General features: G+C 56.9%; 22 protein-coding genes and 6 pseudogenes. 17 read left to right on the plus strand and 11 right to left on the minus strand.

Translation table 11 applies throughout. The features are described from left to right. The first annotated feature begins 25 nt into the window (after window positions 1–25). From LDL32_RS08845 to tnpC, 3 genes and pseudogenes are all read left to right on the plus strand, one after another. A protein-coding gene (locus LDL32_RS08845; protein WP_233064331.1) for an IS630 family transposase occupies window positions 26–1,092 on the plus strand; the annotation gives its coding sequence in 2 pieces (ribosomal slippage) (window positions 26–512 and window positions 512–1,092; 1,068 coding nt in all). A 26-nt stretch (window positions 1,093–1,118) separates the two neighbouring features. After that, on the plus strand, window positions 1,119–1,919 hold the full coding sequence (locus LDL32_RS08850; RefSeq protein ID WP_370636674.1) for an IS110 family transposase: 801 nt from the start codon (window positions 1,119–1,121) through the stop codon (window positions 1,917–1,919). A gap of 330 nt (window positions 1,920–2,249) precedes the next feature. Beyond that, a pseudogene (gene tnpC, locus LDL32_RS08855) lies at window positions 2,250–3,389 on the plus strand (IS66 family transposase); the annotation flags it as partial. A gap of 29 nt (window positions 3,390–3,418) precedes the next feature. On the opposite strand, the pseudogene LDL32_RS08860 reads toward tnpC, so the two are convergent. The 5 genes and pseudogenes from LDL32_RS08860 to LDL32_RS08880 all read right to left on the minus strand — a co-directional run. Continuing rightward, window positions 3,419–3,778, minus strand: a pseudogene (locus LDL32_RS08860) (IS5-like element ISGdi3 family transposase); the annotation flags it as partial. A gap of 128 nt (window positions 3,779–3,906) precedes the next feature. Further along, window positions 3,907–4,509 (minus strand): annotated as a pseudogene (locus LDL32_RS08865) (DUF3363 domain-containing protein); the annotation flags it as partial. 12 nt (window positions 4,510–4,521) lie between these two features. Beyond that, window positions 4,522–5,184, minus strand: a pseudogene (locus tag LDL32_RS18045) (lytic transglycosylase domain-containing protein); the annotation flags it as partial. Beyond that, window positions 5,181–5,522 (minus strand): DUF736 domain-containing protein, encoded by a 342-nt coding sequence (locus LDL32_RS08875; RefSeq protein ID WP_010518252.1) that lies wholly within the window; start codon window positions 5,520–5,522, stop codon window positions 5,181–5,183. The gene LDL32_RS08875 and the pseudogene LDL32_RS18045, both read right to left, overlap by 4 nt. A gap of 82 nt (window positions 5,523–5,604) precedes the next feature. Next, a pseudogene (locus LDL32_RS08880) lies at window positions 5,605–5,997 on the minus strand (DNA methyltransferase); the annotation flags it as partial. Between the two features lie 285 nt (window positions 5,998–6,282). Between LDL32_RS08880 and LDL32_RS08885 the strand changes: the two are divergent. From LDL32_RS08885 to LDL32_RS08895, 3 genes and pseudogenes are all read left to right on the plus strand, one after another. After that, on the plus strand, window positions 6,283–6,576 hold the full coding sequence (locus tag LDL32_RS08885) for a DUF2285 domain-containing protein (protein WP_233066072.1): 294 nt from the start codon (window positions 6,283–6,285) through the stop codon (window positions 6,574–6,576). 399 nt (window positions 6,577–6,975) lie between these two features. Next, window positions 6,976–8,063, plus strand: a protein-coding gene (locus LDL32_RS08890; protein ID WP_233068792.1) for an IS3 family transposase whose coding sequence is annotated in 2 segments (ribosomal slippage) — window positions 6,976–7,237 and window positions 7,237–8,063 — 1,089 coding nt in all. Because the reading frame shifts where the segments join, the coding sequence is not laid out codon by codon here. Window positions 8,064–8,107: 44 nt separating this feature from the next. Beyond that, window positions 8,108–8,491 (plus strand): annotated as a pseudogene (locus LDL32_RS08895) (IS5 family transposase); the annotation flags it as partial. A gap of 13 nt (window positions 8,492–8,504) precedes the next feature. Here LDL32_RS08895 and LDL32_RS08900 read toward each other — a convergent pair. Continuing rightward, entirely contained in the window at window positions 8,505–9,602 is a 1,098-nt protein-coding gene (locus LDL32_RS08900) for an IS630 family transposase (RefSeq protein ID WP_010518273.1), read from the minus strand. Between the two features lie 297 nt (window positions 9,603–9,899). Between LDL32_RS08900 and LDL32_RS08905 the strand changes: the two genes are divergently transcribed. From LDL32_RS08905 to LDL32_RS08920, 4 genes are all read left to right on the plus strand, one after another. Continuing rightward, window positions 9,900–11,354: a SulP family inorganic anion transporter gene (locus LDL32_RS08905; RefSeq protein ID WP_010516787.1), complete on the plus strand. Its 1,455-nt coding sequence runs from the start codon at window positions 9,900–9,902 to the stop codon at window positions 11,352–11,354. A 687-nt stretch (window positions 11,355–12,041) separates the two neighbouring features. Beyond that, entirely contained in the window at window positions 12,042–13,268 is a 1,227-nt protein-coding gene (locus tag LDL32_RS08910; protein WP_233066074.1) for a TonB-dependent receptor, read from the plus strand. 7 nt (window positions 13,269–13,275) lie between these two features. Further along, on the plus strand, window positions 13,276–14,310 hold the full coding sequence (locus tag LDL32_RS08915; protein WP_233068793.1) for a TonB-dependent receptor: 1,035 nt from the start codon (window positions 13,276–13,278) through the stop codon (window positions 14,308–14,310). Between the two features lie 4 nt (window positions 14,311–14,314). Further along, on the plus strand, window positions 14,315–15,610 hold the full coding sequence (locus tag LDL32_RS08920; RefSeq protein WP_010516780.1) for an MFS transporter: 1,296 nt from the start codon (window positions 14,315–14,317) through the stop codon (window positions 15,608–15,610). On the opposite strand, the gene LDL32_RS08925 is transcribed toward LDL32_RS08920, so the two are convergent. Next, window positions 15,585–16,673 carry a Gfo/Idh/MocA family protein gene (locus LDL32_RS08925; protein ID WP_010516778.1) on the minus strand — a complete coding sequence of 363 codons (1,089 nt, stop codon included), beginning with the start codon at window positions 16,671–16,673 and terminating at the stop codon, window positions 15,585–15,587. The genes LDL32_RS08920 and LDL32_RS08925 overlap by 26 nt on opposite strands. A gap of 108 nt (window positions 16,674–16,781) precedes the next feature. On the opposite strand from LDL32_RS08925, the gene LDL32_RS08930 reads away from it, so the two are divergent. Beyond that, window positions 16,782–17,870: an LLM class flavin-dependent oxidoreductase gene (locus tag LDL32_RS08930; RefSeq protein ID WP_010516776.1), complete on the plus strand. Its 1,089-nt coding sequence runs from the start codon at window positions 16,782–16,784 to the stop codon at window positions 17,868–17,870. A gap of 43 nt (window positions 17,871–17,913) precedes the next feature. After that, on the plus strand, window positions 17,914–18,936 hold the full coding sequence (gene mgrA, locus LDL32_RS08935) for an L-glyceraldehyde 3-phosphate reductase (protein ID WP_130732869.1): 1,023 nt from the start codon (window positions 17,914–17,916) through the stop codon (window positions 18,934–18,936). Between the two features lie 75 nt (window positions 18,937–19,011). On the opposite strand, the gene LDL32_RS08940 is transcribed toward mgrA, so the two are convergent. Then, a complete protein-coding gene (locus tag LDL32_RS08940) occupies window positions 19,012–19,443 on the minus strand; it encodes a LysR substrate-binding domain-containing protein (RefSeq protein ID WP_010516772.1) in 432 nt (143 codons plus the stop codon). Between the two features lie 41 nt (window positions 19,444–19,484). Further along, window positions 19,485–20,572 (minus strand): IS3 family transposase gene (locus LDL32_RS08945; protein WP_085948214.1). Its coding sequence is split into 2 segments (ribosomal slippage): window positions 19,485–20,311 and window positions 20,311–20,572, totalling 1,089 coding nucleotides; the frame shifts between segments, so codons are not numbered across the junction. 77 nt (window positions 20,573–20,649) lie between these two features. Between LDL32_RS08945 and LDL32_RS08950 the strand changes: the two genes are divergently transcribed. The 3 genes from LDL32_RS08950 to LDL32_RS08960 all read left to right on the plus strand — a co-directional run bounded on the left by LDL32_RS08950 (window position 20,650) and on the right by LDL32_RS08960 (window position 22,502). Next, window positions 20,650–21,054, plus strand: coding sequence for a type ISP restriction/modification enzyme (locus LDL32_RS08950; RefSeq protein WP_233066076.1), 405 nt, complete (start codon window positions 20,650–20,652; stop codon window positions 21,052–21,054). Window positions 21,055–21,164: 110 nt separating this feature from the next. Next, entirely contained in the window at window positions 21,165–21,887 is a 723-nt protein-coding gene (locus tag LDL32_RS08955; protein ID WP_233066078.1) for a hypothetical protein, read from the plus strand. Continuing rightward, a complete protein-coding gene (locus LDL32_RS08960; RefSeq protein WP_233066080.1) occupies window positions 21,888–22,502 on the plus strand; it encodes an RES family NAD+ phosphorylase in 615 nt (204 codons plus the stop codon). A gap of 288 nt (window positions 22,503–22,790) precedes the next feature. On the opposite strand, the gene LDL32_RS08965 is transcribed toward LDL32_RS08960, so the two are convergent. Continuing rightward, the gene (locus tag LDL32_RS08965; protein WP_233066082.1) at window positions 22,791–23,564 is read right to left on the minus strand and encodes a ScpA family protein; all 774 of its coding nucleotides are present in this window, start codon (window positions 23,562–23,564) and stop codon (window positions 22,791–22,793) included. Beyond that, window positions 23,554–24,891 (minus strand): transposase, encoded by a 1,338-nt coding sequence (locus LDL32_RS08970; protein ID WP_233066084.1) that lies wholly within the window; start codon window positions 24,889–24,891, stop codon window positions 23,554–23,556. Before LDL32_RS08970 ends, LDL32_RS08965 begins: the two co-directional genes overlap by 11 nt. Before the next feature lie 946 nt (window positions 24,892–25,837). Here LDL32_RS08970 and LDL32_RS08975 point away from each other — a divergent pair. Continuing rightward, entirely contained in the window at window positions 25,838–25,978 is a 141-nt protein-coding gene (locus LDL32_RS08975) for a hypothetical protein (protein ID WP_199858430.1), read from the plus strand. A 109-nt stretch (window positions 25,979–26,087) separates the two neighbouring features. Next, window positions 26,088–26,597, plus strand: coding sequence for a dienelactone hydrolase family protein (locus tag LDL32_RS08980; RefSeq protein WP_233066086.1), 510 nt, complete (start codon window positions 26,088–26,090; stop codon window positions 26,595–26,597). The last annotated feature ends 20 nt before the right edge of the window (window positions 26,598–26,617 follow it).

Consider the following 26,617-nt stretch of genomic DNA (forward strand, 5'->3'; position numbering starts at 1 on the left):
TCTGTTGTGAGAGGGAGGATCGGGAATGGCTGGTGCGATTGCTTTACGGACGGATTATACGGCTTCTGCGTTACGACGTCTGGCTTCTCGTACGCGGGATGCGAATGTTGCACGGCGCCTTTTGTCTCTGGCTGCGGTGCGCGATGGTGCCAGCCGTGGCGAAGCGGCGCGGATCGGCGGCATGGACCGGCAAACCCTGCGGGACTGGGTGCACCGGTTCAATGCTACGGGGCCGGATGGTTTGCGGGACCAATGGCGCAACGGGTCGGTCTGCCGCCTGACAGCGGACCAACTGGCAGAATTATCGGCGCTGGTCACGACAGGGCCTGACCGTGCCCGGGACGGTGTGGTGCGCTGGCGTCGGGTCGATCTTCAGCGGGTCATCGAAGAGCGTTTTGGCGTCTCCTATCACGAACGCCATGTCTCCACCCTGCTGAAGCGGCTTGGGTTCAGCCACGTCAGCGCGCGTCCGCGTCACCCCGGACAGGATCCATCCGTCATGGACGCGTTTAAAAAAACTTCCCCACGATCCTGAGCGCCCACACCGGACATCTGCCCAAGGGCAGGCGGATTGAACTCTGGTTTCAGGACGAGGCCCGCATCGGGCAGAAGAACGGCCTTGTCCGACAATGGGCGCGGCGTGGCACCCGACCACGCCAGCCGGCCGACCAGCGCTACGAGAATGCCTGGCTGTTCGGGGCGATCTGCCCGGCACTTGGCAAGGCGGCAGGCCTGGTGCTGCCGTTTACCGGCACGGCCAGCATGCAACTGCATATCGAGGAAATCTCACGCTGCGTCGCACGCGGCGCCCATGCCGTCGTCCTGCTCGATCGTGCCGGCTGGCATACGACACCCAAACTCAGACTGCCGCGCAACGTCAGCCTGGTCTTCCTGCCGTCCCGCGCGCCCGAACTGAACCCGGTCGAGAATATCTGGCAGTTCCTCCGCGCCAACTGGCTGTCCAACACCGTGTTCAGTGGCATCGAACACATCATCGAAGCCGCATGCACCGCATGGAACAACCTCACCGCCCTGCCACAGACCATCCGATCCATCGGTCTCAGAAACTGGGCTCATATAGGTCAAAGGTGATAGCCCTTGGTATTATTCCGCCGGACATGGTCAAGCCGTTCGTCAAACGTGGCAAGAAAAACGACGCTGTTGACGCCGCAGCCATCTGTCTTGCGGCACTCCATCCCGACACGCGCTTCGTCCCGATCAAAAACGAAGAACAGCAAAGTCTGCTCTCGTTACACTCAACGCGCACACTATTGGTCAAACAGCAGACGATGCTGGTCAATGCGTTGCGCGCGCTCGCAGCGGAATTCGGCTTGATCGTGCCGTTGGGAAACAGTCGCCTGCCCGATCTTCTGGCGAAAATCGAGACATCACCCGGTTTGCCCGACGTCATGAAGCAGACCGTCATTTTGCTCTTCGAACAATATGGAAAGTTGAGTGAAAGCATCGGATGCCTGGAAAGGCGAATCCAGGCGCACGCCAGGCAGGACGAAGATGCCCGTCGTCTTTTGACAATACCCGGCATCGGCCCGATGACCGCGTCCTTGATCGTGGCATCTGTCACGGATATCGACACTTTCGAAAGTGCGCGGCACTTCGCGGCCTGGCTTGGACTTGTGCCGCGCCAGCACTCGTCCGGCGGAAAGGTCCGGCTGGGCAGGATTACGAAAACGGGCAACCGGGAAATAAGGAAGCTGCTCGTTCTGGGGGCGACATCCATGTCCTTCCGCGCGCAGAAATGGACAGGCGCCGCAGGGGCATGGCTTTGCAAGCTTCTGGAGCGTCGCCCAACACGTCTTGCAACCGTCGCACTTGCCAACAAACTGGCCCGGATCGTCTGGGCTCTGCTGTCGCGCAAAGAGATCTATCGTCCGGCCGGCCGCAATGTCGCTGTAATCTGACATGCGCTGCCAAGACGATGGATGCCGGGGTTCGCCCCGGTAGATCCGGCAGAATGCACTGACCAGCGTGATGGGAAGACTGTAATTCAGGAACAGTTCAGGCGATACCGTTGTATGACATGTGCCATCGAGCACGTTTTCAAGATTGGTGCCTGACACGCAAGCGCACACCCATAATGGCCAGCGAAGAACGTCGCACAAATAGGCCGGACATAAGGGCGCACCTGACCGGATCCCCGCATCCTGCGAGCAGCGATGCATTCCACCGAGAAAACAAGATTTAGGGAAACGCAGAGAGATAACAAATGTGATCCATTGCATCGAACCGGCCGTCCACATAAGGTCATACAGACGGTGCGGGAGAAGTTCACCTGCCGGGACTGCGAGAGCATCACCCAGCCACCCGCCCCCTTCCATCCGATCGCGCGCGGACGCGCCGGCCCATGGCTGCTGTCGACCATCCTGTGCGACAAGTTCCTGCAGCATCTGCCTCTGAACCGCCAGAGCGATGCCTTTGCCCGCGAAGGGATCGATCTCGACACATCAACGCTGGCTGACTGGGTGGGAGCCTGCACCGCGACGCTGGCCCCCCTGACTACGCTGATCCGGGCGCATGTGCTGGCGGCACAACGCCTGCACGCGGACGACACCACCGTGCCGGTTCTGGCGAAAGGCCGGACAGTCACCGGACGATTGTGGAATTATGTGCGGGACGATCACCCCTTTGGAGGCACAGCGCCCCCAGCCGTCTGGTTCCGTTATTCCCGGGACCGCAAGGGCGAACATCCCACGGATCATCTCACCGGCTGGACCGGCATTGTGCAGTCAGACGCCTATGCGGGTTACAATACTCTGGCGAAACCGGGACGCCAACCCGCGCCGGTTGTCTCCGCCGGATGCTGGGCGCATGGACGCAGGGGACTGTTCAAAATCGCCGAGAGGGACAAGGCGCCCCTCGCCATAGAGGCAGTAGGCAGGATCGACGCCATATTCCAGGCCGAGCGCACCATCAACGGTACGCCCCCGGAACATCGGCTGGCAGTCCGTCAAACAGACATAGCCCCTCTGGTCGACGATCTGTTCGATTGGATGCGGGAGTGTTGCCGGCGCATGTCGACAAAAAATCCCGTTGCCCACGCCATGAACTATTTTCTCAGACGTGCCGATACATTCACACGATTCCTCACTGACGGCCGGATCTGCCTCTCAAACAATGCAGCAGAACGCGCCCTGCGCGGCATCGCCCTGGGCAGGAAAGCCTGGTTGTTCGCCGGGTCCGATCGTGGCGGAGAGCGCGCCGCCGCCATGTATTCCCTGATCGTCACCGCGCGCCTGAACGATGTCGATCCCCATGCATGGCTCGCTGATGTCCTGGCACGGATCAATGACATTCCCAATCCACGCCTCCATGAACTCCTGCCCTGGCACTGGAAAGCCCACCAGCAGGTCCACAATACCATCGCCGCCTGAATACGCCCGCGTCTCTCGCCGGATGATTACTGGCTGTCGATAATGCCCACTGAAGGCGTGGCGTCTCGCCCGTCCTGCTCACGCGACAGGATCACGAGAATATGGTTCATGGCTTCCCATCTTCCCTCGCGGATCCAACGGTAGAAATAGCCCTGTACGGTCGTGAAGGCCGGAAAGTGCCGGGGCAACTGCCGCCATTGGCAGCCGGTCGTGACGATATAGAGGATCGCCTCCATGACCCGGCGCAAATCCGTACGTCGTGGTCTGCCCAGCCGTTTCTTCTCGGGCATCAGCGGCGCAATCAGCGCCCACTCCGCATCGCGCAGGTCGCTTGCATATTCCAGGTCGTCCCTTTGATACTGCGCTCGGGTGATTTCAGTCCAGGCCATCTTGATCTCATCAGGTTATCGCAAACCCATGAATCATAACTCGCTGAAATCACTCAACTCATTTTCGGTCAGACACTAAGACGCCCTCGGTTTGAAGTAATAGGCCGCCAACATACATCTCATCCCAGTCAAAGACCCCACCCGCGTTTCCGCGCGAACGACCAGTCGATCCCCCCGTCACTGCGCACGATGCCCGACACCTCCCGCCCACGCTGTTTTTCCAGAGACGGCGACCATGGCACCAGTTCGAAGCCCAGCCCGTCATCGATCATGGCAAACCGCCCCGACGCCAGGTTGAAACGCTGACGATAGGTGCCGGCAACGGGATCACCCTCACTGCTCCGCCGGAATGGCATCCCCGACTTCATGGCGAGGCTCCGGCCCAACGTGTCCAGTTCCCGCTGGCGCAGCGTGGCGATCAGGTTTCGCGCATAACGGATACCCCCGCCGTCGCGGCTGGCCAGCCCCTGCTCCACCAAATGATCCATCCGCTTTTCCACGGCCTCTTTGACATTGGCGCCGAACCCGGTGGACGCGAGGGAAAGAGGCTCCCGCGCGATGGCCTGCCGGTCGAGCCAGGTGGCACCCTCCGCCGCCACCTGCCGCTCCAGCGTGACGTCCGAGCGCACGGCCAGAGCGACACGGTCACGTCCCTGTTTGTCGGTGAAACGTCGCAGTTCGACGATGGAACCGACCGGCCCATCGCCTGCGGCTTCAAGGTGCGGCACCCTCTGCGTCGAACCCATTCCCGGCGCGCTACGGACATGACCTGCGAAGAGCGTGGCCGGAGTGAAAATCGCCTGCCCGGATCGGCTTAAAAAAATACCTTGAGAGGACGATGGAAACGTACTTTCGCTGCCGGAAATGAAGAGCGAAGCGGAGGTCCAGTTGTGCGCCGGTGCGATGGAAAACGGGACGGAAAAATGTACGCTGAACGATGGGTCATCGATCAGCCGGGCGACAGACGCGACGTAGGAAACCGTCTTGGCTGGCAATGGCCGACCAGTCGCCAGATGGTCGTCGTAACGACCGGGACCTGCGTTATAGGCGGCGAGAAATCCCGCATCGCCGTAGCGGTCATGCAGCCATCGCAGATAGGCTGCTCCGGCCGCGATGTTGTCATGCGGATCGAAGGGATCGCCCCCCAGATTCAGCGCACGCCGGACATCCTTCCATGTGCCGGGCATGAGCTGCATCAGACCCACCGCACCGGCACCCGAAACCGCGTGGGGATCGCCAGCGCTTTCAGCTTGCAGGACCGCCCGCACCCACGTCGCCGGGATCGCGTTTTGCCCCGCCGCCTGCCGCACGAGATCGTCAAAATCCTGCGCTTGGACAATGGTCGGCGAGAGTGGCAGCGCGAGCACGGCCAGCATGCCGGCTGACATGAAGAACCGGGCGCTCATTCCCGGCCTCCTGGGCGTTTTGCAGGTCGGTTCCACACCAGTTGCCATTCACGCCCACCGCGCCCGGCCTGGAACAACGTGGCGCGGATTGGCTGCATGAAACTGGGATCATCCAGCACGATGGAAATATACTCGCCAGCACGCTCTCCGGTGCGTTTCCATCCCGCACCCAGTTCTGGTCCGGACTCTCCATCACCGAGATGGATGCGATAATCCGGCGCATGTTCCGCGCCATTGTTTTCCGTCGGCACGAAGGTCAGTTCGGCGTCCAGCGACAGGGTGCGCACCCGACCGGCGAAACCATCAGCGGTGCGCGTAAAAAATCCGATCTGGCTCATGGAAAAAATCCTTTCAGACAGAGTGGGAGTGACTGAGAATTCAATGGTCGGGTGCCCATCACTGGATGGGTGGTTCACCCGGTTTGGCCAGCAGGTAGGCGCTTTCGTGTTCATACCGGAAAAACCGGGAAGAGGATGAATAGGACTTGCGAAAGACGATATGCCCGACCATGCGGAACCCCGCCGCCTTCCAGGCATCGGCGAAGAGATCAATCCGGTTCCAGCCATAGAACGAAACAGCAAACCCGCCCCATTTCAGGACACGGTGCATCTGGTTGAAGGCTGGCCGGAGCCAGCGCGCATTGTCGTCGTTGCGAACCTTCCGCCCGTCCCTGCCCTGATAGTTCACCAGATAAGGCGGGTCTGTCAGGATGAAATCCACCGCATTGCGTGGGAGTGCGCGCATAAGCTGCACACTGTCGCCGTTAAGGATGGTATTGCGGAAATCGGTCTCCTTGGTGGTGTTGCCGGTCATGGTCTTTGCCCTTTGTTCCGCGAGGAACAGCCCCCGCTGTTCCTCTGCCTCGCGGCGAGCAGCGGGGGTGCAAACGGAGTGACGACTTCGCGGGGAACCGGCTGCACGGAGCGCAGCGAAGGAAGCTGGGCGGAAAACGTTACGAAGTGCGCCGTGGGCAGCGCCCCAAGTTTTTTCTCTTCTTTTTCATCACATTTCGAACTTTCCACATCGCAACGTCGAATCTTGATGCAATACGGCAAGGATTCAGGATATTCTGAAGACCCGGCCGCAAGGAGGCTTGTTATGTTTCCGCGTCCCGAGATAAATCCCGCGTTCCAAGATCTGGCCCCCACGGAGCCATTCCTGACGCCATATGATTTCAAGATGCTGGTCGTCTATCTTCGCCTGCTCGATGCGGCCGAAGACGAAGCAAACTGGAAAGAGGTCGCCCGGATCGTGCTGCGTCGTGATCCAGATGCCGATCCCGCCAGAACAAGGCGATGCCGGGAATCCCATCTCGCACGAGCAGAGTGGATGAGCCATACGGGCCATCGCCTACTACTGGCCACGGGAGCCGAGTGGCCGAGATACCATTGACAGCCCGGAGAATTGGGCTTGCCCTCGTGTGCATACGTCCAAGAAAGGGTTAGGATTTTCCAGGCGGGTTGACCGTAAGCCTCAAGACGTAAGTTCTGGTGAAATCGTCTTTCTTAAACATCGAGCAGTGCTGCCATAGCTTCGGCCCGCACGTAGGAAAAGCAGTCGCCGCCCAATGCCCATGCCAAATCGGATATGCGCATCCCGAGCAAAACCTACCTGCTTTGGTGCTACCAGTTCGCCCCTGATACTTGCGACATGGAGGAACTCATCCAGCTAGGTTTCCGCTTGGGCGGGACTGACCTGTTTCGGACCCTTCGGCACGTACCGGTAATCCCCCCATAAAAAGAGTGACTTTTGAATGAGAATTTTCTCAGCGTAAGAATTGAGGAGATTCTGATGAAGAGTGATCGCTTTACTGACGCACAGATCATGGGTGTGATCCGCCAGGCTGAGGGCGGTGTCCCGGTTCCTGACCTGTGTCGGGAGCATGGGATCAGCAACGCCACGTTTTACCGGTGGCGCGCGAAATATGGCGGTATGGATGCTTCGATGATCAGTCAGATGAAGGCTCTGGAAGAGGAGAACCGTCGGCTGAAGCGCATGTATGCGGATCTGAGCATGCAGACGGATATCCTGAAGGAAGCCCTTGGAAAAAAATGAAGCGGCCAGCCCAGCGCCGGGAACCGGCCGCACAGGCTGTGGCGCATCATGGGGTCAGCATTGCGCTGGCCTGTCGGATTTTTGGGATATCCGAGACCTGCTTTCGCTATCGTCCGCGACTGGCAGCGGAGAACGACAGGATTGCCGATCTTCTGGTGGGACTGACCCAGGCTCACAGGAGATGGGGATTTGGTCTGTGTTTCCTGTATCTGCGCAATGTGCAGGGACATGTCTGGAATCATAAGCGGGTTTATCGGATCTATCGGGAACTGGAACTCAACCTGCGGATTAAACCCCGCAAGCGTCTTGTTCGCGAAAAGCCTGAAAAGCTGTCGGTTCCGGCCCTTCCCAACACGGTCTGGTCCATGGATTTTATGGCGGACAGGCTTTTGGATGGGCGCGCTTTTCGGCTCCTGAACATTCTGGATGACTTCAATCGTGAAGGACTGGCGATCGAGGTTGATTTTTCCCTGCCGGCCTGTCGGGTTGTCCGCTGTCTGGAACAGGTTATGGAGTGGCGTGGCAGGCCAGAAGCTATCCGAATGGATAATGGCCCTGAATATGTCAGTCATACGTTGGTTTCATGGGCCGGAAAACAGGGGATTACCCTGATCTATACGCAACCGGGTAATCCGCAGCAGAACGCCTATATTGAACGTTACAATAGAACTGTCCGGCAGGAATGGCTGGAGCAGTATTTGTTTGAAAGCATTCAGGACGTGCAGGAGGTCGCAACACAATGGCTCTGGACATATAACCATGACAGACCCAACATGGGGAACAGCGGGCTAACCCCCGCCCAGAAACTAAAAACAGCTGCCTGAATTCTCATTCAATGCCCCACTAAAAATGGGGGGATTACCGATTAACCACCAAGATCCACATGCTGGCCGACGCCCTGGGTCGACCGTTACGGTTCATTATCACCGGCGGTCAGGTTCATGACGCCACCCAGGCATCTGCATTGCTCGAAGGCCAGACTGCGGGCGCGGTAATCGCCGATAAGGCTTATGACAGCAATGGGTTCCGCGAACAGATTGCTGTCATGAACGCAGAGGCTATCATTCCGTCAAAACGGAACCGCAAGGTGTTCATCCCGCACGACCAGGCTCTTTACAAAGACCGAAACCGTATCGAGCGATGCTTCAATCGCCTCAAACATTTTCGTCGTTTCGCAACGCGCTACGATCGCAGAACCATCCATTTCACAGGCTTCATTCATCTCGCAGCAGCCATGATCTGGGTCGCTTGAATGTCGATTAGCCCTAGTCACCTGAATCTGAAGTTCGGTTCATTGTCTTGTGACAAAAGCGCTTCACCGAGGCGAGGATCTGGTCGGCTGATTTGACCCACCGATACGGCTTGGGATTTTCGTTATGTGCGTCGATAAAAGTTGTGATGTCGGCTTCGAGTTCAGTTGTTGACCGATGCACGCCGCGTTGGAGTTGCTTGCGCGTCAGTTCGGCGAACCAGCGCTCTACCTGATTGATCCAGGAAGCCGAGGTGGGTGTGAAGTGAACATGCCAATGCGGGCGGCGTGCGAGCCATGTCTTGATCGTGGTCGTTTTATGCGTGGCGTAGTTGTCCATCACGAGATGAACATCCAGGCCAGCAGGGATCTCAGCGTCGATACATTTCAGGAAGTCCAGAAATTCCGTGGTACGATGACGTTTGTAGCATTTGCCGATCACCGCACCTGTTGCGATGTCGAGGGCTGCAAACAGCGACGTCGTGCCGTTCCGGAGATAGGTATGGGTACGTCGTTCCGGCACGCCCGGTGCCATAGGCAGGACTGGCTGTTCGCGGTCCAGCGCCTGGATCTGGGATTTCTCGTCGACGCACAGCACGATCGCACGGTTCGGTGGCGACATGTAAAGACCGACAATATCCCGAACCTTGTCGACAAATAGCGGGTCCGTCGACAGTTTGAAGGTTTCGGCCCGATGCGGCTGCAGACCGAAGGCGCTCCAGATCCGGCGGATGGTCGTATGCGACAGGCCGATCTCGGCAGCCATGGAACGGATCGACCAGTGCGTCGCGTCTTTGGGCGTTGTGTTCAGCGTGCGCTCGATGACCTGCGTAACCTGCGCGTCCGACACCGTGCGGGGCCGGCCGGCACGATATTCGTCGGTCAGGCCTTCAATGCCATCTTCGACAAACCGCCGCCGCCATTTGCCGACGGTGTGCTCATGTACCCCCAGGCGTGCAGCGACTTCCTTGCTCTGCAAGCCTTCGGCGCAGAGCAGAACCATCCGGCAGCGATCCGACAATGACCGCGGCGCCTTGTGACGCCGGACCTGCCCTTCAAGAAACGTCCGCGCCTGCGGACGCAGTACTACCTGACCTGCCTGTCGTCCCGCCATCGTTCTGCTCCCGTCAGTGCGACAGGAATATCATATAATGATGCTTATTTCAGTTCCAGGTGACTAGTCAGTCCTCCCAAGACGATAATGCCGCAGCAGCAGTCAACGTTGTGTTGGCTGGTCTGTCTTCTCGGGTTGTCCTCATGTGGGTGTTTCACAAGAGGTTCCCGACCATAAGGTGGGTTGCATCGCCCTCACGACCTGACTACCCTGCAAGCACCATTGCCGCGTCGGGCCACAATACGACGACACCTTATTGAGCGTGCTTACTACCTAGAGAGGTTTCGAAAAAACGCCATGAACTTTGCGACTTATCGGTCGCAGTGGGCTTATAACCCGCTGCGCGAGGTGCTGGCCGGAATGGTCGGCACCTTCGCCCTCATTCCCGAGGTCATTGCTTTCTCCTACGTTGCCGGCGTCTCTCCCGCCGTCTCCCTTTTCGCGTCATTTGTCATTAGCGTCGCCATTTCCATCACCGGTGGCCGCCCGGGAATGATCTCAGGGGCGGCGGGTTCCGTGGCCCTCGTAGCTGCGGCCCTCGTGCATAGCTACGGGCTTCAATACCTTCTCGTCGCGACATTACTGGCGGGCGGACTACAGATCATTTTCGGTGCGCTTGGCTTTCAGGTCATTATGCGCTTCGTATCGGCTGAGGTCCGCACCGGCTTTGTGAATGCTCTCGCGATCCTGATCTTTTCGGCACAGTTACCACAAATGCTTCATGTGACGTGGCACACGTATGCACTGATTGCCCTTGGGCTTGCTATCATCTATCTCATGCCACGGATATCAAACCTGATACCGTCGCCCCTGATCTGTATCGTAGTTCTGACAGGCATCACGATGTGGTATCCAATGCCGGTGCACACTGTCTCTGATCTGGGCACGCTGCCGACAGGCCTTCCTGCTTTTACGATCCCCCACGTACCATTCAATCTGGCCACACTGAAAATTGTGTTTCCCTATGCCCTTGCGATGGCATCTGTGGGTCTCCTTGAATCTCTCATGACAGCAGGTGTCGTGGATGATGAGACCGACACGCACGGTGATCCCAGAATGGAATGCGTAGGTCTTGGTGTTTCGAATGTGTTTGTAGGACTGTTCGGCGGCATCGCCGGGTGCGGTATGGTAGGCCAGACAGTCGGCAATCTTCGGTACGGCGGTCAAGGACGTCTGTCGACCTTTACTGCCGGCGCTTTCCTGCTGTTTCTGATGGTCATGCTGCATACTTATGTCGCCCGCATTCCAATGGCTGCTCTTGTCGCCATTATGTGCATGGTCTCAATCAGCACATTCTCGTGGTCGTCCCTGCGTGATCTTGCGCGTTTTCCAAAGCTCTCAAGCCTCGTCATGGTCGTAACCGTTGCCGTGACTGTCGCATCCTCGGATCTGGCTCTAGGTGTGCTTGTCGGTGTTCTGCTCAGTGGTGTGTTCTTTGCCTGGTCTGTGACGCATTTGATGCACGTCAAAAAGATCAGAGAAGAGGGTACGGATATCTACGAGGTTGAGGGACAGGTTTTCTTTGCTTCGTCTGACCTTCTTCACGATCAGATCGACTTCAGGACCAATGCGCGCCGGGTCGTCATCAGGCTGAACAACGCCCATTTCTGGGACGTGACCTCGGTGGCTATGATTGAGAAGATCGTATCCAAACTCAAGGCTCGCGACATTGAAGTTGAAATCGAGGGCTTGCATGCGCTCCGGCATGGCATCGTCATGCGGTTGACCAGTGAAAAGCTCCTGACCACCTGATAAACTTCTAGCATTACTTTGGCAGAATGCGTTGCGGGGTCTGGAGTAGAAGGTTCCGCTACTTCTGCGATGACGTCTTCAATCCGTTGTTCAAGTTCGCTGGCCCGGAAGGCATCACTCTCCTCCAACTCGTTGGTATAGAGATCATGCGCGCGCTGACGTTTTCATTCGTGTCTACGTCAAGAACATATGAGAAATACGTGAAATAGGCGGCCATCGGGACAACCTCTGCGTAAAGAATAAGCCCCGAACACGTCAGGGCTTTCGCTAGAGACATGACAGAAATTACGCTTCTGGTCTCAGACACGCTCCATGATCTGCCGGGTCTTACCTTCCTGGTCGAAGCGCATTGCCCTGATTGCTCTTGGTTCGGACGAACGACGCGATGCCCTGAACGAAGTCAAACACGCTTTCCGGCGGGTTCAGGGCAACGCACTGGACGTTTCCGGCAAGTGAGTCGTCCTCGGCCTGGGTCGTCGTCTGTGCTTGATGAAGCAGACACTCGTGGAATTGATAAAATCACGCTAACAACTATCATATGATGTGCAATATTCTATTGACTGCGTTTTTATGAGCATATAAATATTTCACCTGAAACAACAGGCATTAAAAGTGACATATCTATCCGACAGTTTAGATTCATGCGTTCGCCGCCATACTCAGCACTCATGCCAATTCTTACTGGCGATGAGCGTCGTATGTTTTAGCCTATCGACTACTCAGGTTTTTGCAGCAGAAAATGAGGCCTCCATAAAGCCTCTTTCTTCTTCAGATAAAAGCCTAAATCCAGAAAAATCAGCAGTTTCCAGAGGCGATGAGCAGATTACAGTCACTGTCCGACGTCGCAGCGAACCCCTGCAGAAGGTGCCTGTTGCTACCTCCGTTTTCACATCCAAAGAAGCCGCACGGAACAATGTGCATGATCTTCAGGGTATCTTCCAGTTCATTCCGTCGGCAAATTTTCGAACCAGCGCATCTTCGAAAGATAGAACTGTTTTCGTTCGTGGAATAGGTACTATTTCCACATCTCCGGGCGTAGAACCTTCCGTCTCGACCGTGGTGGATGGTGTTGTTCTGGCGCGGTCGGGGCAGGCAACTGCGGACCTTCTCGATCTTGACCACATTGAGGTTCTGCGCGGTCCACAAGGTACATTGTTCGGCAAGAATGCTTCAGCCGGTGCAGTTAACATTGTCACCTCAGCACCGACAGAAGCCTTTCATGCTCATGCAGATGCGTCTTACTTTTCGGGAGATGAATACCGCCTGAGCGCAGGAGCATCAGGAACACTTGTTCCGTCAAAACTGACGGCTAATGCCTCTTTCCTGGTCGGCGGTTATACCGGCAACGTCCGTAACCTCCGCACCAGCGAAACTGTCAACGGCTATCAGCATCGTGGTGCCAGAACCAAGTTTGCGTGGACACCAGACGGTCAGACACGCGTCACACTAGGTCTGGATTACATGTACTCCAACGATGCTGTGCCTAATGGGGTATTTTCTTCTACCTCCCACGTTACCTACCCAACCGGGATTGTGACTGGAAATTCGGCTCTCGCTCAGGCTCTGACATCAGAAGGCATTCACCCTTCTTCCAATAATACGCGTGTCAGCAACAATACCCTCAGCAAATCAATTGATCATAACGGCGGCGCGTCCATCACACTTGATCGGAAATTTGGCGGTTATACCCTGACCTCCATTTCTGCGTATCGACGCTGGCAAAACACACAGGATCAGGATTACGACCAACTCTCGCAGGCCTATGCTTCCCTTCCACAGTTGGCAGATCATGGGTGGCTTGATTTCTGGCAGGCTTCGCAGGAGGTTCGTATTGCCTCCCCGAAAGGCCATTTTTTCGATTACGTAGCAGGCCTGTATTATCTTCCTTCATACGTCCGATTCAGAGACGTATGATCGCTCACTGCAACCTTATGGTGAGCCGGCATCTTCCGGTCATGCGCATTTCGGGACAACAGGAAACAACTACGCAGCCTTCGCAGAGGGCAACCTTAATTTCACAAAGAATTTTCGGGCTATCCTCGGTCTTCGCCTTCTGAGAGACGACCTCGATTATCGCTTCGCACGAACATCAACGTCCGCAGCAGCTGTCACCGGCATACGCCCTGATTATGCGTCCAAAGGTTCCACAGCTCATAACGGATATGTCGACCGGCTCGGCCTGCAATATGACATCAGTCGTGACATTCATGCCTATTTTACTTATTCCCACGGCTATAAGGGGCCAGCCTACAATGTGTTCTTCAATATGCAGAACACCGATGCAAAAGCTTTACGTCCAGAACAGAACAACAGCTTCGAACTCGGCCTGAAATCACAATTCCTGCATCGCCGGATCACCGCCAATTTTGCAGCTTTTATTGAGGACTTTTCAAACTATCAGGCCAATTTCCTCGACACTGTTTCCGGGGCCACCGTTACCCGCCTTATCAACGCCGGAACAGTCTCAAGCAAGGGTGTGGAAGGCGACATCACTGCACGCCCCTTCCGTTATCTGACTGTCGGTGGCAATTTCGCCTATACTTACGCGACGGTTGATCATTTCAACTGCCCCGCAGGTGCACCGCTGTCCTGCAATGTGAACGGCCAGCCTCTGCCTTTCGCGCCACGGTGGAAATTTGTTCTGAACGCGGACTACACCCGGCCATTAAATGATCGTTTCACGCTCTCGCTTGACAGCGATTATACATGGCAGAGTCGCACCCAGTATTCTCTGACGGAAACACCCGACACCATTCAGAAGGCTTATGGAATCTGGAATTTGAGTACCACCATTGAGGACACAAAACACCATCTCCGCCTCACTCTGGTCATGCGCAACGCGATCAACACACATTACTCATCTTATATGAGTTATGGGAGCCTTGGCGGCGTCACAAATTGGCTCCCACGGGATTACGGTCGTTATGGTGGCTTCACCCTACACAAGGATTTCTGAGCCGATGAATATACGGCTCTCCAGTGCAGAAAAGGCCGATAAAAAGACGGAAACAGCCACCTTGAAAAGACAGTCCATTCTGATGCCGTCTCTCCTGTTCATGATCGGTATCATCGCCTACGCAGATCGCCAGATCATTGCTTTGCTCAAGCCGGAACTCGATCGCACTTTCGGCTGGACAGCCACCGACTACGCGTCAATCTCTTCCTGGTCTCAGGCCGCAATTGCGATCAGTCTTCTGACCAGCGGCTGGCTTGTCGATCGCCTGGGGTTAAAAAAGACCCTTGGTGCAGGGCTGACAGGGTGGAGCATCGCCACCATCCTCCACGCTGCCGTCCGGACCATACCCGGCTTTGTGGCTGTTCGGGTGGCCTTGGGGTTCTTCGAAGGTGTCGGAACCCCCGCCAGCATGAAAGCTATCAGAACTACGTTCGCTCGCGATGCTCAGGGCCGCATCATCGGCCTGCTCAACGCAGCACCCAACCTCGCAGCAATGGCGACCCCACTGATGGTGGCCTTTCTGTTTCCCCTGGTAGGATGGCGGGGCACCATTGTCACAGTTGGCGCGTCAGGTCTGGTCTGTGCTGTTTTGTGGTTCCGTTTTGCCCTGCCAGGACAATTCGAAACGACCACTGCGCCAGACCATGATACAGCGCACTCCGGACTGCCCGTCTGGCGTTCTGTCACAGGCTTCGCTTTGGGAAAATTACTGACCGACCCGGTCTGGTGGTTTCTGCTGTTCTGGTTGCCAGACCTGCTCCACCGACGCTTTGAACTAGGTCCGTCGTCCATGGGCTTTCCGCTGGCCATCGCATATGGAATGGCCGGCATAGGCTCCATTCTCGGCGGTTACGCACCTTTTTTGCTGATGCGCGCCGGACTGACACACGAAACATCCCGACGAGTCATCATGGCTCTTGCAGCACTCTGCGTGCTGCCACTTCCTCTCCTTCTAACGACATCAAGCCTCACTTTCGGTGTTATCATATGCGGGCTAACACTTGCCGCACATCAGGCGTTCGCCACCAACCTGTTCGGCTTCATTACGGAGTGGGCGCCTGCCCGCATCACAGGTCGCGCAACCGGAGTTGGAGCTTTCGCCGGAAACATCAGCGGGGCGCTTATGCTTCATCTTGTGGGACGTTTCGCTGCCCCAAGCCATTCATTGCTTCCGGTTTTCAGTTATTGCGCAGTTGCCTACATTCTAGGGTGGTTGTCTCTGGCCCTCTTTGCTCCAGTCCGGCAGTTGTTATCCAAACCAAAAACTTCGGAACTTAACCTTCCAGTTCCGACAACCTGACCACCCTCTTTTCCCGAGCACTGATCTCAGCCGCAGTGCCAATCTTTACAGCCAGAAGACCATCCTCAGCAGTTACCTGAACTGGCGCACGTCCTGCGGCGGCCTCCAGAAAGGCAAGTAGCTGATAGTAGGTAGCACCATGGTGGTGGCCCGCGGCCAACACATCCTCGCGCACTTCAATCACCTCACGCGTGACGGCTTTCGGCTCACCGACAGGAACGCGCGGTGACAAAATCTTGATGCCGGAAGGGATACCGACTTCCAGTTTTGCCCGATCACCAATTGCAACAAGTTGCTCCTGCTCCTCGGCTCCTTCTGCAAACATGCACAAATCCAGCATGGCTCGCACGCCGTTATCGAAATCGACGATCGTATAACTATTGTCGATAATGTCAGGCACCTGCCCGTCATAGTTTTCGTCCAGATGATTGACGTCCGCAGCCCCGGAACAAAAAACCCTGACAGGGCTGGCTTGAACAATGCACGTCATCAGGTCAAAGAAATGACAGCATTTCTCAACCATTGTCCCGCCTGTGTTATGGTTGAAGCGATTCCAGTCGCCCACTTTCCTCAGAAACGGGAAACGATGCTCATGCAGCGCCAACCGACGCAAGATGCCGGTTTTTCCCTCATGGACATCCGAAATGAACCGTGAGACGGGAGGCATGAACCGATACTCCATACCAACCCAGAAAATCCCTTTGCGACCTTTTGTCCGCGCCACGATATCTGTCGCATCGGGGATGGTTGTGCAGAGTGGTTTCTCACACAGAATATGGAGATCTGTCTCAAGCAGTGGTAAAATTACGTCGTGATGCGTATAATTCGGGGACGCCACAATCACCGCGTCAGCTTCAGTCGTTGCCAGCATGGACGGTACATCAGCATAAGCCGGAATATCAGCTGCTTTTTCACCAAAACTGTTCCGCAGGCTTTCTCTGGCCCATGTGATGGAACACGGTTCAGGGTCAACAAGCGCAACGACGCGCGCTCCGGGTACAAGGGCCAGATTACGGATATGTTCCTGAGCCATGAGCCCGGTACCAACGAGGATGAAGCGCATTATCCCACACTTAATTGTTGTTACGATCATGATACACGATATACAGCATTATCAAAAAGTGGTAAATTGTCATATAACATTATTTTTAGTGAATAAGGATTTCCTTGAATGCAGGCCACCCCGGACCCAAACCCATCGAGTGAAGTGAGTTGGTTTTCCGCCCTGTGTGATGATGACTACGAGTTTCTCGGCGTTCCAGACGCAGCACTCCAATCCTCATGGGAGCATTGCCGAAATATCGTGCTCGGCGCTGAGAAAGGAGGCTTTGACCGCATCCTGCTTCCGTCTGGATATAGTCTTGGATTGGACACGATCGCTTTCGCCGGTGGCATGGCCCCCATACTGCGACGCCTGAAACTTCTGACAGCCATTCGCTGCGGAGAAGTTTGGCCGCCTCAGCAAGCAAGACAAATCGCCACTCTCGACCAGATGGCTGAAGGTCGGCTTGACATCAATATCATCTCGTCTGATCTGCCTGGAGAAACGCTGGAAAGTGCGCCACGCTACAGACGTACGCTCGAATACATGCACATTCTACGAGCGCTCTTGAACGGTCAGTCCGTCAACGCTGACGGAGAGTTCTACAAATTCTCGGTCGCTCCGCCTCGCCTGCAAGGCTATGGCGGGAAGTCACCTCTGTTCTATTTTGGCGGCCTCTCCGATGCGGCGCGTGAGACAGCGGCGGCAGCAGCGGATGTGTATCTGATGTGGCCTGATACACTAGAAGGGGTTCGAAACGTTGTCACTGACATGCGCGCCCGTGCGGCACGGCACGGGCGTAAGCTGAAATTCGGCTACCGTGTCCATATCATCGTCCGGGATACCGAAGCCGAAGCCCGCACAGCAGCGACCCGACTTGTTTCCCACCTGGATACTTCTACCGGAGCCAGCATCCGAAACCGCTCGTTGGATGCCATCACTGCTGGCGTTCTCCGTCAAGGCGAGCTTCGGGATCGTGCCGATAGCGAAGGTTATGTGGAAGACATTCTATGGACAGGCGTTGGCCGAGCACGCTCCGGGTGTGGCGCAGCCCTGGTAGGCACCCCTGACCAGATTCTTGCCAAGCTACGCGTCTATCAGGATCTAGGGATGGAAGCCTTCATTCTGTCAGGATACCCACATCAGAGTGAATGCGACCTCTTCGCCAGGCACGTCTTGCCACATCTAAACCATGCTCCATTATCCCGGTTCGACTGAAACCAGCATAACGCATCCCGACACGGGTAAAAAGGAAAGCCCCATGACCTGGACACCAGATCCCTCCCGTTATGAAACAGCGACCTTCCGTCGCTGTGGCCGATCTGGCCTTGACCTGCCGCCCATTTCCCTTGGTCTTTGGCACAACTTTGGGGGTGTCGACGTATTTGAGACGGGGCGCGCCGTGATCAGGCGCGCTTTTGATCGCGGCGTTACTCACTTCGATCTGGCCAACAACTATGGACCGCCGTATGGCTCTGCCGAGGAGAATTTTGGCACGATCCTGAAAAAGGATTTTGCGGCTCACCGTGATGAAATGATCATTTCATCAAAAGCTGGGTGGGATATGTGGCCCGGTCCTTACGGAAATGGTGGATCACGCAAATACCTGCTGGCTTCGCTCGACCAAAGCCTTCAAAGAATGGAGCTTGATTACGTCGATATTTTCTACTCGCATCGCCCGACACCGGATGTGCCGCTGGAAGAAACGATGGGGGCTCTGGTGCAGATGCATCGGCAGGGTAAGGCGCTCTATGTCGGTATTTCGTCCTATGGACCGGAGCGAACAAAACAGGCAGCGGCCATTCTGAAATCTGAAGGTGTGCCGCTACTCATTCACCAACCATCTTATTCCATGCTCAACCGCTGGGTTGAAGTCGAGCTCCTTGATACACTTGAGAAACTTGGTGTGGGTTGTATCGCCTTTTCTCCTTTGGCGCAGGGACTTTTGACGAATAAGTACCTCAATGGCACCCCCGAGAATTCACGCGCAGCGGTAGGCGATTCTTTTGCCAAGACAATGCTCTCGGAAGAAAATATCGCGCACGTCCGTTCTTTGAATAATATCGCCCAAAAACGCGGGCAGTCTCTCGCGCAAATGGCCATTGCCTGGATTCTGCGTGACGCCCGAGTGACATCGGCACTCATTGGTGCGCGTAATGTCCAGCAATTGGACGACTCACTGGATGCCCTAAAAAATCTGTCCTTTAGCTCCGAAGAGCTAAAGCTGATCGACCAATATGCCCGCGAAGGGCATATCGACCTATGGCGCAATCTTTCTGAATGAATCTTGCTTTTCCTGACAGGGCCCTACGTTCGTAGGGTTCGGTACCACAAACCCATTGAGAGGGAATACTTGTATTTAGCCGGAAGAATAGCGGAGCTTCTCGACCAGAAGAGATAAAGCTGGTGCATGCTTCCGGCTCGGATAATACAAGTGATAGCCTGGAAACGTTGGGCACCAGTCTTCCAGAACTCGCACCAACCTCTTTGACTTGATATACGGCAGCACTGTGTCCTCAGGAAGATAGGCAATCCCCAGCCCATCAAGCGCGGATTTCACCCGCAGGGCCAGATTGTTGAATACAAGTTGGCCTTCAACCCGCACATTCACGTCCTGCCCGTCCTTTTCCAGATCCCACGGAAAAATACCCCCGTAAGTCGGCAGCCGGACATTAATGCAATTATGCTCCATCAGGTCGTGAGGTGATTGTGGCAAAGGGTGTTGCTTGAAGTATTTTGGGGATGCAACAACAGCCATCCGCATATCCGGGCCAATCCGCACCGCGATCATATGGTAATCCCCCCATTTTTAGTGGGGCATTGAATGAGAATTCAGGCAGCTGTTTTTAGTTTCTGGGCGGGGGTTAGCCCGCTGTTCCCCATGTTGGGTCTGTCATGGTTATATGTCCAGAGCCATTGTGTTGCGACCTCCTGCACGTCCTGAATGCTTTCAAACAAATACTGCTCCAGCCATTCCTGCCGGACAGTTCTGTTGTAGCGTTCAATATAGGCGTTCTGCTGCGGATTACCCGGTTGCGTATAGATCAGGGTAATCCCCTGTTTTTCGGCCCATGAAACCAACGTATGACTGACATATTCAGGGCCATTATCCATTCGGATAGCTTCTGGTCTGCCACGCCACTCCATAACCTGTTCCAGATAGCGGACAACCCGACAGGCTGGCAGGGAAAAATCAACCTCAATCGCCAGTCCTTCACGATTGAAGTCATCCAGAATGTTCAGGAGCCGAAAAGCACGTCCATCCAAAAGTCTGTCCGCCATGAAGTCCATAGACCAGACCGTGTTGGGAAGGGCTGGAACCGACAGCTTTTCTGGCTTTTCGCGAACCAGACGCCTGCGGGGTTTAATCCGCAGGTTGAGTTCCAGTTCCCGATAGATCCGATAAACCCGCTTATGATTCCAGAGCTGTCCCTGCACATTGCGCAGATACAGGAAACACAGACCAAATCCCCATCTCCTGTGAGCCTGGGTCAGTCCCACAAGAAGATCGGCAATCCTGTCGTTCTCCGCTGCCAGTCGCGGACGATAGCGAAAGCAGGTCTCGGATATCCCAAAAATCCGACAGGCCAGCGCAATGCTGACCCCATGATGCGCCACAGCCTGTGCGGCCAGTTCCCGGCGCTGGGCTGGCCGCTTCATTTTTTTCCAAGGGCTTCCTTCAGGATATCCGTCTGCATGCTCAAATCCGCATACATGCGCTTCAGCCGACGGTTCTCCTCTTCCAGAGCCTTCATCTGACTGATCATCGAAGCATCCATGCCGCCATATTTCGCGCGCCACCGGTAAAACGTGGCGTTGCTGATCCCATGCTCCCGGCACAGGTCAGGAACCGAAACACCGCCCTCAGCCTGGCGGATCACACCCATGATCTGTGCGTCAGTAAAGCGATCACTCTTCATCAGAATCTCCTCAATTCTTACGCTGAGAAAATTCTCATTCAAAAGCCACTCTTTTTATGGGGGGATTACCGGGCGAAATGCACGTAAATTTTGATAGCCAGCCCATCTATGAAGGCGTGGAGATTGACTACGGCAAAGGATCACTGTCACCTGACAACTATCGGGTGACACAGATGAAATACGGCAAGGGCAAGAACAAAACCATCCTGCATTACAATGACCGCATCACTATCACAGGTATCCCTCTGGAAGCCTACGACTACGTGGTGAACGGCAAGCCTGCCCTCGACTGGGTCGTAGAACGTCAATGCGTGAAGACCGACAAGGCCAGCGGTATCGTCAATGATGCCAATAACTGGGCCATCGAAACCATGAACGACCCCCGCTATCCGCTGGACCTGTTCCTGCGTGTCATCACGATCAGCCTGGAAACCATGAAGATTGTGAAGAACCTTCCAGCCCTGGAAATTCTGGACAACTGACAGGCTGCTAACAGGTCATGAAAGCATGACGTTAAACGCCATACCTTTACGAACTTATCGGACTTGACAGATTTATCGAAAATGAGGAGGATAACGGCAGGAGATACGCCATGCCCCGAGCAACTGCATCCTCTTTCACCACAAAATCGCGCCGTCTTGCGGCGAAAACGCGTAGCGGCGCTGTGGTTCTCAGCGCACGCGGCGTGCAACCCGTTTCCATTCCTGTCGGACGCACTGCGCTGACATCTGTCGCCAGACAGGTGGGAACAGCACGCTCTGTAATCGAAAATCTCGGCCACGCGCTGGCGGAGACCCGGAAAACAGGACGTGGCGTCCGCTTTTCAGTCGAAGTCACGCCCGAAGGTACAGTCCGGATTGTGCATCCTCCAGAGAATCAGGACATTGCAGGCACACAGGCGGCGGAGCGCACGTCCGGTAGCGGTCTGGCGCGCGCGAAGGCGCGTGGCGAGGCGCTGGCCGCCAGCATTCTTGCCCATGAGGATATGGTGACGGCGGAAGAACTGGCGCGGCGCATGGGAACAACCCGTGTCACGGTGAATGCCCGTCGGCACGCTCGCCAACTGATCGGCCTCGAAGGCCCGACACGCGGTTATCGTTACCCGGCCTGGCAACTCGATCGCGACGGTCGTCCGTTCGCTATCATCCCGAACCTGTTTACCGCGCTTGGCGACAGTCCGTGGACCATTTACCGGTTCCTCACCCAAAAGCACCCTGAACTCGAAGGACGGACTGCAATCGCGGCCTTGGAGAAAGGAGAAGATAAACGCGTCCTCTCGGTCGCGGCCAGTATCGCCGAGGGCACCTTCGCGTAAATGTCGTCCGCAAGCCTACCCCCCAGCAACTTCGACCAAGCTGACCTCGTTGTGACAACAGTACCAGCCGGTACCCGTTATGGGCGCGTCCTGTTGCGGCGGTTTTCGGACACTCTGGGTTTCGGCAAGAACGAGAGCCGGTTCAGCGATCCTAGGGATCTGCCACCACCTGAGCGGTTTGGGGTTCTTTATGTCGGCAGCACCCTGAAGGTTTGTTTCGTGGAAGCCATCCTGCGCGACAGTCGTGATGGCGTAATCGGAGAGCTTCTGCTCGCCGAGCAGGAAATCACCGACCGTGATTATGCGGAGATCGTGGTGGTCACTGATTTGCGGGTTGTCGATCTGCGGAGCGACAATCCCTTAAGGATGGGCATTCCCAGTGATGTAGTCGGCGGATCGGACCAGCGTCCCGCGCGCCAATGGTCACTCGCACTCCATAACCATCCTGCCAAACCTGACGGTATTCTCTATCCCTCCCGATTGAACGAGGAAATCAATCTGGCAATCTTCGAACGTGCCATTCCAAAACTATCGGAAGCTGCCAGGATGAATCTTAATGGAATCTTCGCACTCGAAGATATTCTCGATCTCTTTCAGGTGGCCATCAGAGAGTGAGTAGTCGGAAGCAACGGTCATTGAAGAACTGCCACGACACGCGCAGCTTGAGGCGGCGGTACAGTTCGGCCAGCAACATATTGTCAACGCGGCACCATTGCCCCAGATGCGGACCTCTTTGAGGTCATAGGATGCAACGAAAGCCAGGAAATTCTCTAGAACAGGGAAAAGGCTTCCGCTACGTTGCAGAGCGGCATATCGCTGCGCTTGTGCTGCCTTCGGCTGCCGTGCACACCATTCCATCGTGGCGTTGTCCCGCTCATTCCAAAGAGTCTGCAATCGCTAACATCATGCCATGGGAAACACGACCGTATCGATCGATGCGTCTCCCTGCCGCACCAATTCCAGCCCAGCCACAAATGTCGCAGCTACAGCCGCTCGACGAGCGATTAATCCCTCAGGCTCAGCAAACGGCGTCGCAGGAACACAGTCCCATATGCTTCGGAAAGCTCCGTTTCTCATTTTCGCTCGGATAAAGGCCAATGCATCGGTCACACGCCAGTAGGCAGGCACATCAATCCGATAGATCGGAACCGAGAACTCAATCTGCGCCAGTTCCCGCTCCAGTACACTGAGACAGGCTTCCATCAGACTGAAATACGTCCCCTGCCGTACAGAATCACTACGATCCACGTCTGTTCCGCCCCGCGTAAAAACCGACACGCCAAGCTGTGGCTTCGCTTCCAGCCAGTCTGCCGCTGCGCGCATCTGCAACAGCCCTTCAATCTGGCCGACGGTCCGGCGCGCTTCATTTTCGGCAAGCTGTTTTTCTGCCTGGGTGGCAAACAGCAGCCGCGAGCGCAGGAAGACCAGCCGGGCGATCCAGATCACCCAGTCCGCACGCTGCATGAGCGGCGTCGTGCAGGCCAACCGCTCCGCCTCAGCGACAAACTGGGCCGCCAGATCTGCAATGGACAGCACGCCCAGATCCAGACGCTGGCGTTCCGCCAGATCCAGCAGCAGGTCCAGCGGCCCGTCAAACCCCTCGACATGGAACTCGGGCACCGCCGGGCGCGGCCGCCGGCGCGGCGGATCACCCCAGTCTTCCTCGTCAGGCAGCATTGGCGGTCTTCTCGGCATCAGCCCGCGCGTATTGCGGCCGGATGTCGAACACCAGCTCTGGCCAGTCCGTCCGCACCCGCTCCAGCGCCTGCCATGGCGTCCATTCCGCCGACCAGAAGCGGTAGACCAGCCGGGCGCTGCGGCGGACGCGCTGGTCGCGCGGGGCTTCGACCTCCACCCGACGCAACGGCAGCAGCGTGCCCCAATGCGCTCGCAGCCAAGCCGCCGCCGCGCGGGAGTCCGACCCGGCTTCCAGAAGGGGACCGGGAACAGGCACCAGCCGGTGCAGGTCAAAGGCACAGGCGGGCGTGCCCGCCGCCTGGTGCTGCAGGGCGATCCGATGCACGCGCTCGGACGCCTGCCGCAGCAGACGGGCCAGCGTCACCGCCTGCGCCCCCCTCCCCGCCATCGGCACCAGCAGGCGGGCCTGTTCGTAGTCAAAATCCACCTGCCAGGGAATGATCCCCGGACCCCGGGCCGCCGCCCGGAACCGGGCCACTTCGTCTACCGGACCGCTTACCGTCAGCGTTGTCCGGATCCAGTCCGGGGTCGGTCTCAGCATGCGTTGACGCGTTGGCGTCCGGACTGAGGACTCTGGCGGGGACCCCGATTTTGTCCGCCGCGCCCGGTGAGCCGGACGGTCCAGGCGCCCCAGCGCCCGGTCCAGCACGAACCGGATCCCGGGCACCGAGAGCGGATCCCCGACGGTGCCATGGACGTCGATCCCCCGGAACGCCGCCCCCCAGCGCAGTTGCGCGGCATCGCGCCAGGCGGCCCAGGACCGCACCGGACAGACGGCCAGATCCCGGCGCCGTCGCAACCGGCGCAACTGGTGCCGCCCGGACCGGGGCCGTAGCAGGGCGACGGTCATGCCGTCCGTCGTGTCGGTGATATCTTCGATGGTCAGACGGGCCAGTGCCTCGGCACCGATGTCCAGCGCTGCCGCCAGCAGCAGCAAAGCCCGGTCGCGCAGGCCGGACAGGTCGGGCCCGCAGCGTCGCACGGCGGCCAGCAGGGAAGCCACATCGACCCCGGCCCCGGTCTGGCGCACCCGCGTAGCGGGCAGGGCAACATCAAGCCCCTCGCCATTGGCGGCACACCACGCTGTCAGCGCCGCGCGATCCACCACCAGGCTCTGCCGCGGCCGCCCGGCCTTGGCCCGGGCGTCCAGCCACGCTGCCACCGCGGCAGGGCCGACCGGAAAACAGAGGCCGACTGTCTGGGTCCCGACAAAGGCGCGCCACGACGCTGCGTAGGCCCGTGCCGTAGCAGGCGACAGGCCGGTCGGTGGCCGCGCCGCCTGCAGCAATCGGCCGGTCTCAGCCATTCTGATCGGATCCGCAGTTTTCCAGCCCGCACGCCCTGCGGGCCGATCCCGAATGGGCTTTCGAAGAGGGCAGCCTGCCCATCCTCAGCGGGCAACTGCGCCACCTGACTCTGACCATATTAAGGCGTTTGCACTTCATATAATACATCGTATCATGTTAATGGGTTTTGGAGAACGAAAAAGCGCCCGATTAATCCTGAAAGGCGCGGTTTCCCGGACTTTATGCTTCCTCCCTTCCCCGCCAGGCAAAATCCGACCAATCAAAACCCTACTTCCGATAAGTTATCTTGTCGGAAGTATGACAAATCTGGAAATTCCTGCTAATTTTATCGAAAGGCCCTTAATAAGGAGAATGTCAGGTTTTCCGCGATCCTCTCCGATTCAGGTTCCCCTTAATCAGGAGAAAAATGATCCTTATTAATGCGAAAAAGTACCCTTAATTCGGTTACGCATCATCAGTGCTTCCAGGCAGCAGCCTCCCCCAGCCCGCTATGCTTGGATGACGCCACTGCAAAAAACTCTCTGGACTGAAAACCTCGCGTTGCTTTCCTCTCCCCACGGGGCGCCGTCGACTTGTCCCGCCAAGCCCCCTGTCCATCCCGGACAGGGCTGAAGAAAACACTCATTCTGGTCCGTTATGGCGATCTCCTGACAGCTTTACTCCGTCAATGGTTGAGCGCAAAACAGCATATGCGATAATCTGACCTGCCCCTCGCCCGTCCCATAACCGAAAGAGAAACGTCAATGATCCGTTTGCGTCCGCTCGTCATTGCCGCATTGCCGTTCCTTATTTCCGGGCATGCGCGTGCCCGCATGGTCGACAGGCCAGTTTCGTAGACGTTCGAGGGCGCGCGTTATGACTGCGTCCTAATCTACGACGACACGACTGCCGCGCGGCGGTCGGGTCTCCTGATGGTGCCCGCATGGTTCATGCGTCAACGAGAGCGTGATCCGCAAGGCCGAGGACATCGCAGGGCAACGCTACGTGATCCTGCTGACGGATATGTATGCCGCCGCGATCCGCCCGAAAGACGCCGCTGGCGCACGCGATGCCATATCCCCCTTCTGCTCGCTGACCGTTCCATGATGCGCCGTCGCGTGGCCTTTGCCCTGGCACAGTTCAGGTCGTTTGTATCGCAGGCACCAATCGACACGACCCATCTTGCGCCATCGGTTATTGCTTCGGCGGCGCGGCCGTGCTGGATCTCGCGCGGTCCGGTCCGGAGATCGCAGCCGTGGTCGCGTTCCACGGCAATCTCTCGACGGATAATCCCGCCCTGGCACATGCGATCCGGGCACGGGTTCTTGCCATGAACGGGGCGGATGATACCTCGACCAGCTCCCAGTTTGACGGCTTCCTGACCGAAATGTACGGCAGCCCTGCCCCGTGGCAGTTTCTCGCCATCGGCCATGCTGTCCATTGCTTCACCGAAAAGGAGGCCGTGGCCTCATCCGGCCTATGCCGGTACGATGCGCAGGCAGATGCCTGGTCAATGCATATGGCTCGACAAAAGTTTCTCCTCGCATTGACGATCCGGGATGAATGTCCCGCTTCGGTCCAGATTGCGTGGAAGAGCGAACCAGATCCGCACCATTTATCTACTGTTGGGAATATCTCGCCTTCATCAGAAAACGGCGGATATGATGCCCGTCTTAGTGAACATTATGGAATGCTGCGGGCCACTCTGGGTTCATACGCAGCATAATCCGTCACGCCGAAGGATCG

It is taken from the genome of Komagataeibacter sp. FNDCF1, assembly GCF_021295335.1.
Taxonomy (GTDB): Bacteria; Pseudomonadota; Alphaproteobacteria; order Acetobacterales; family Acetobacteraceae; genus Komagataeibacter.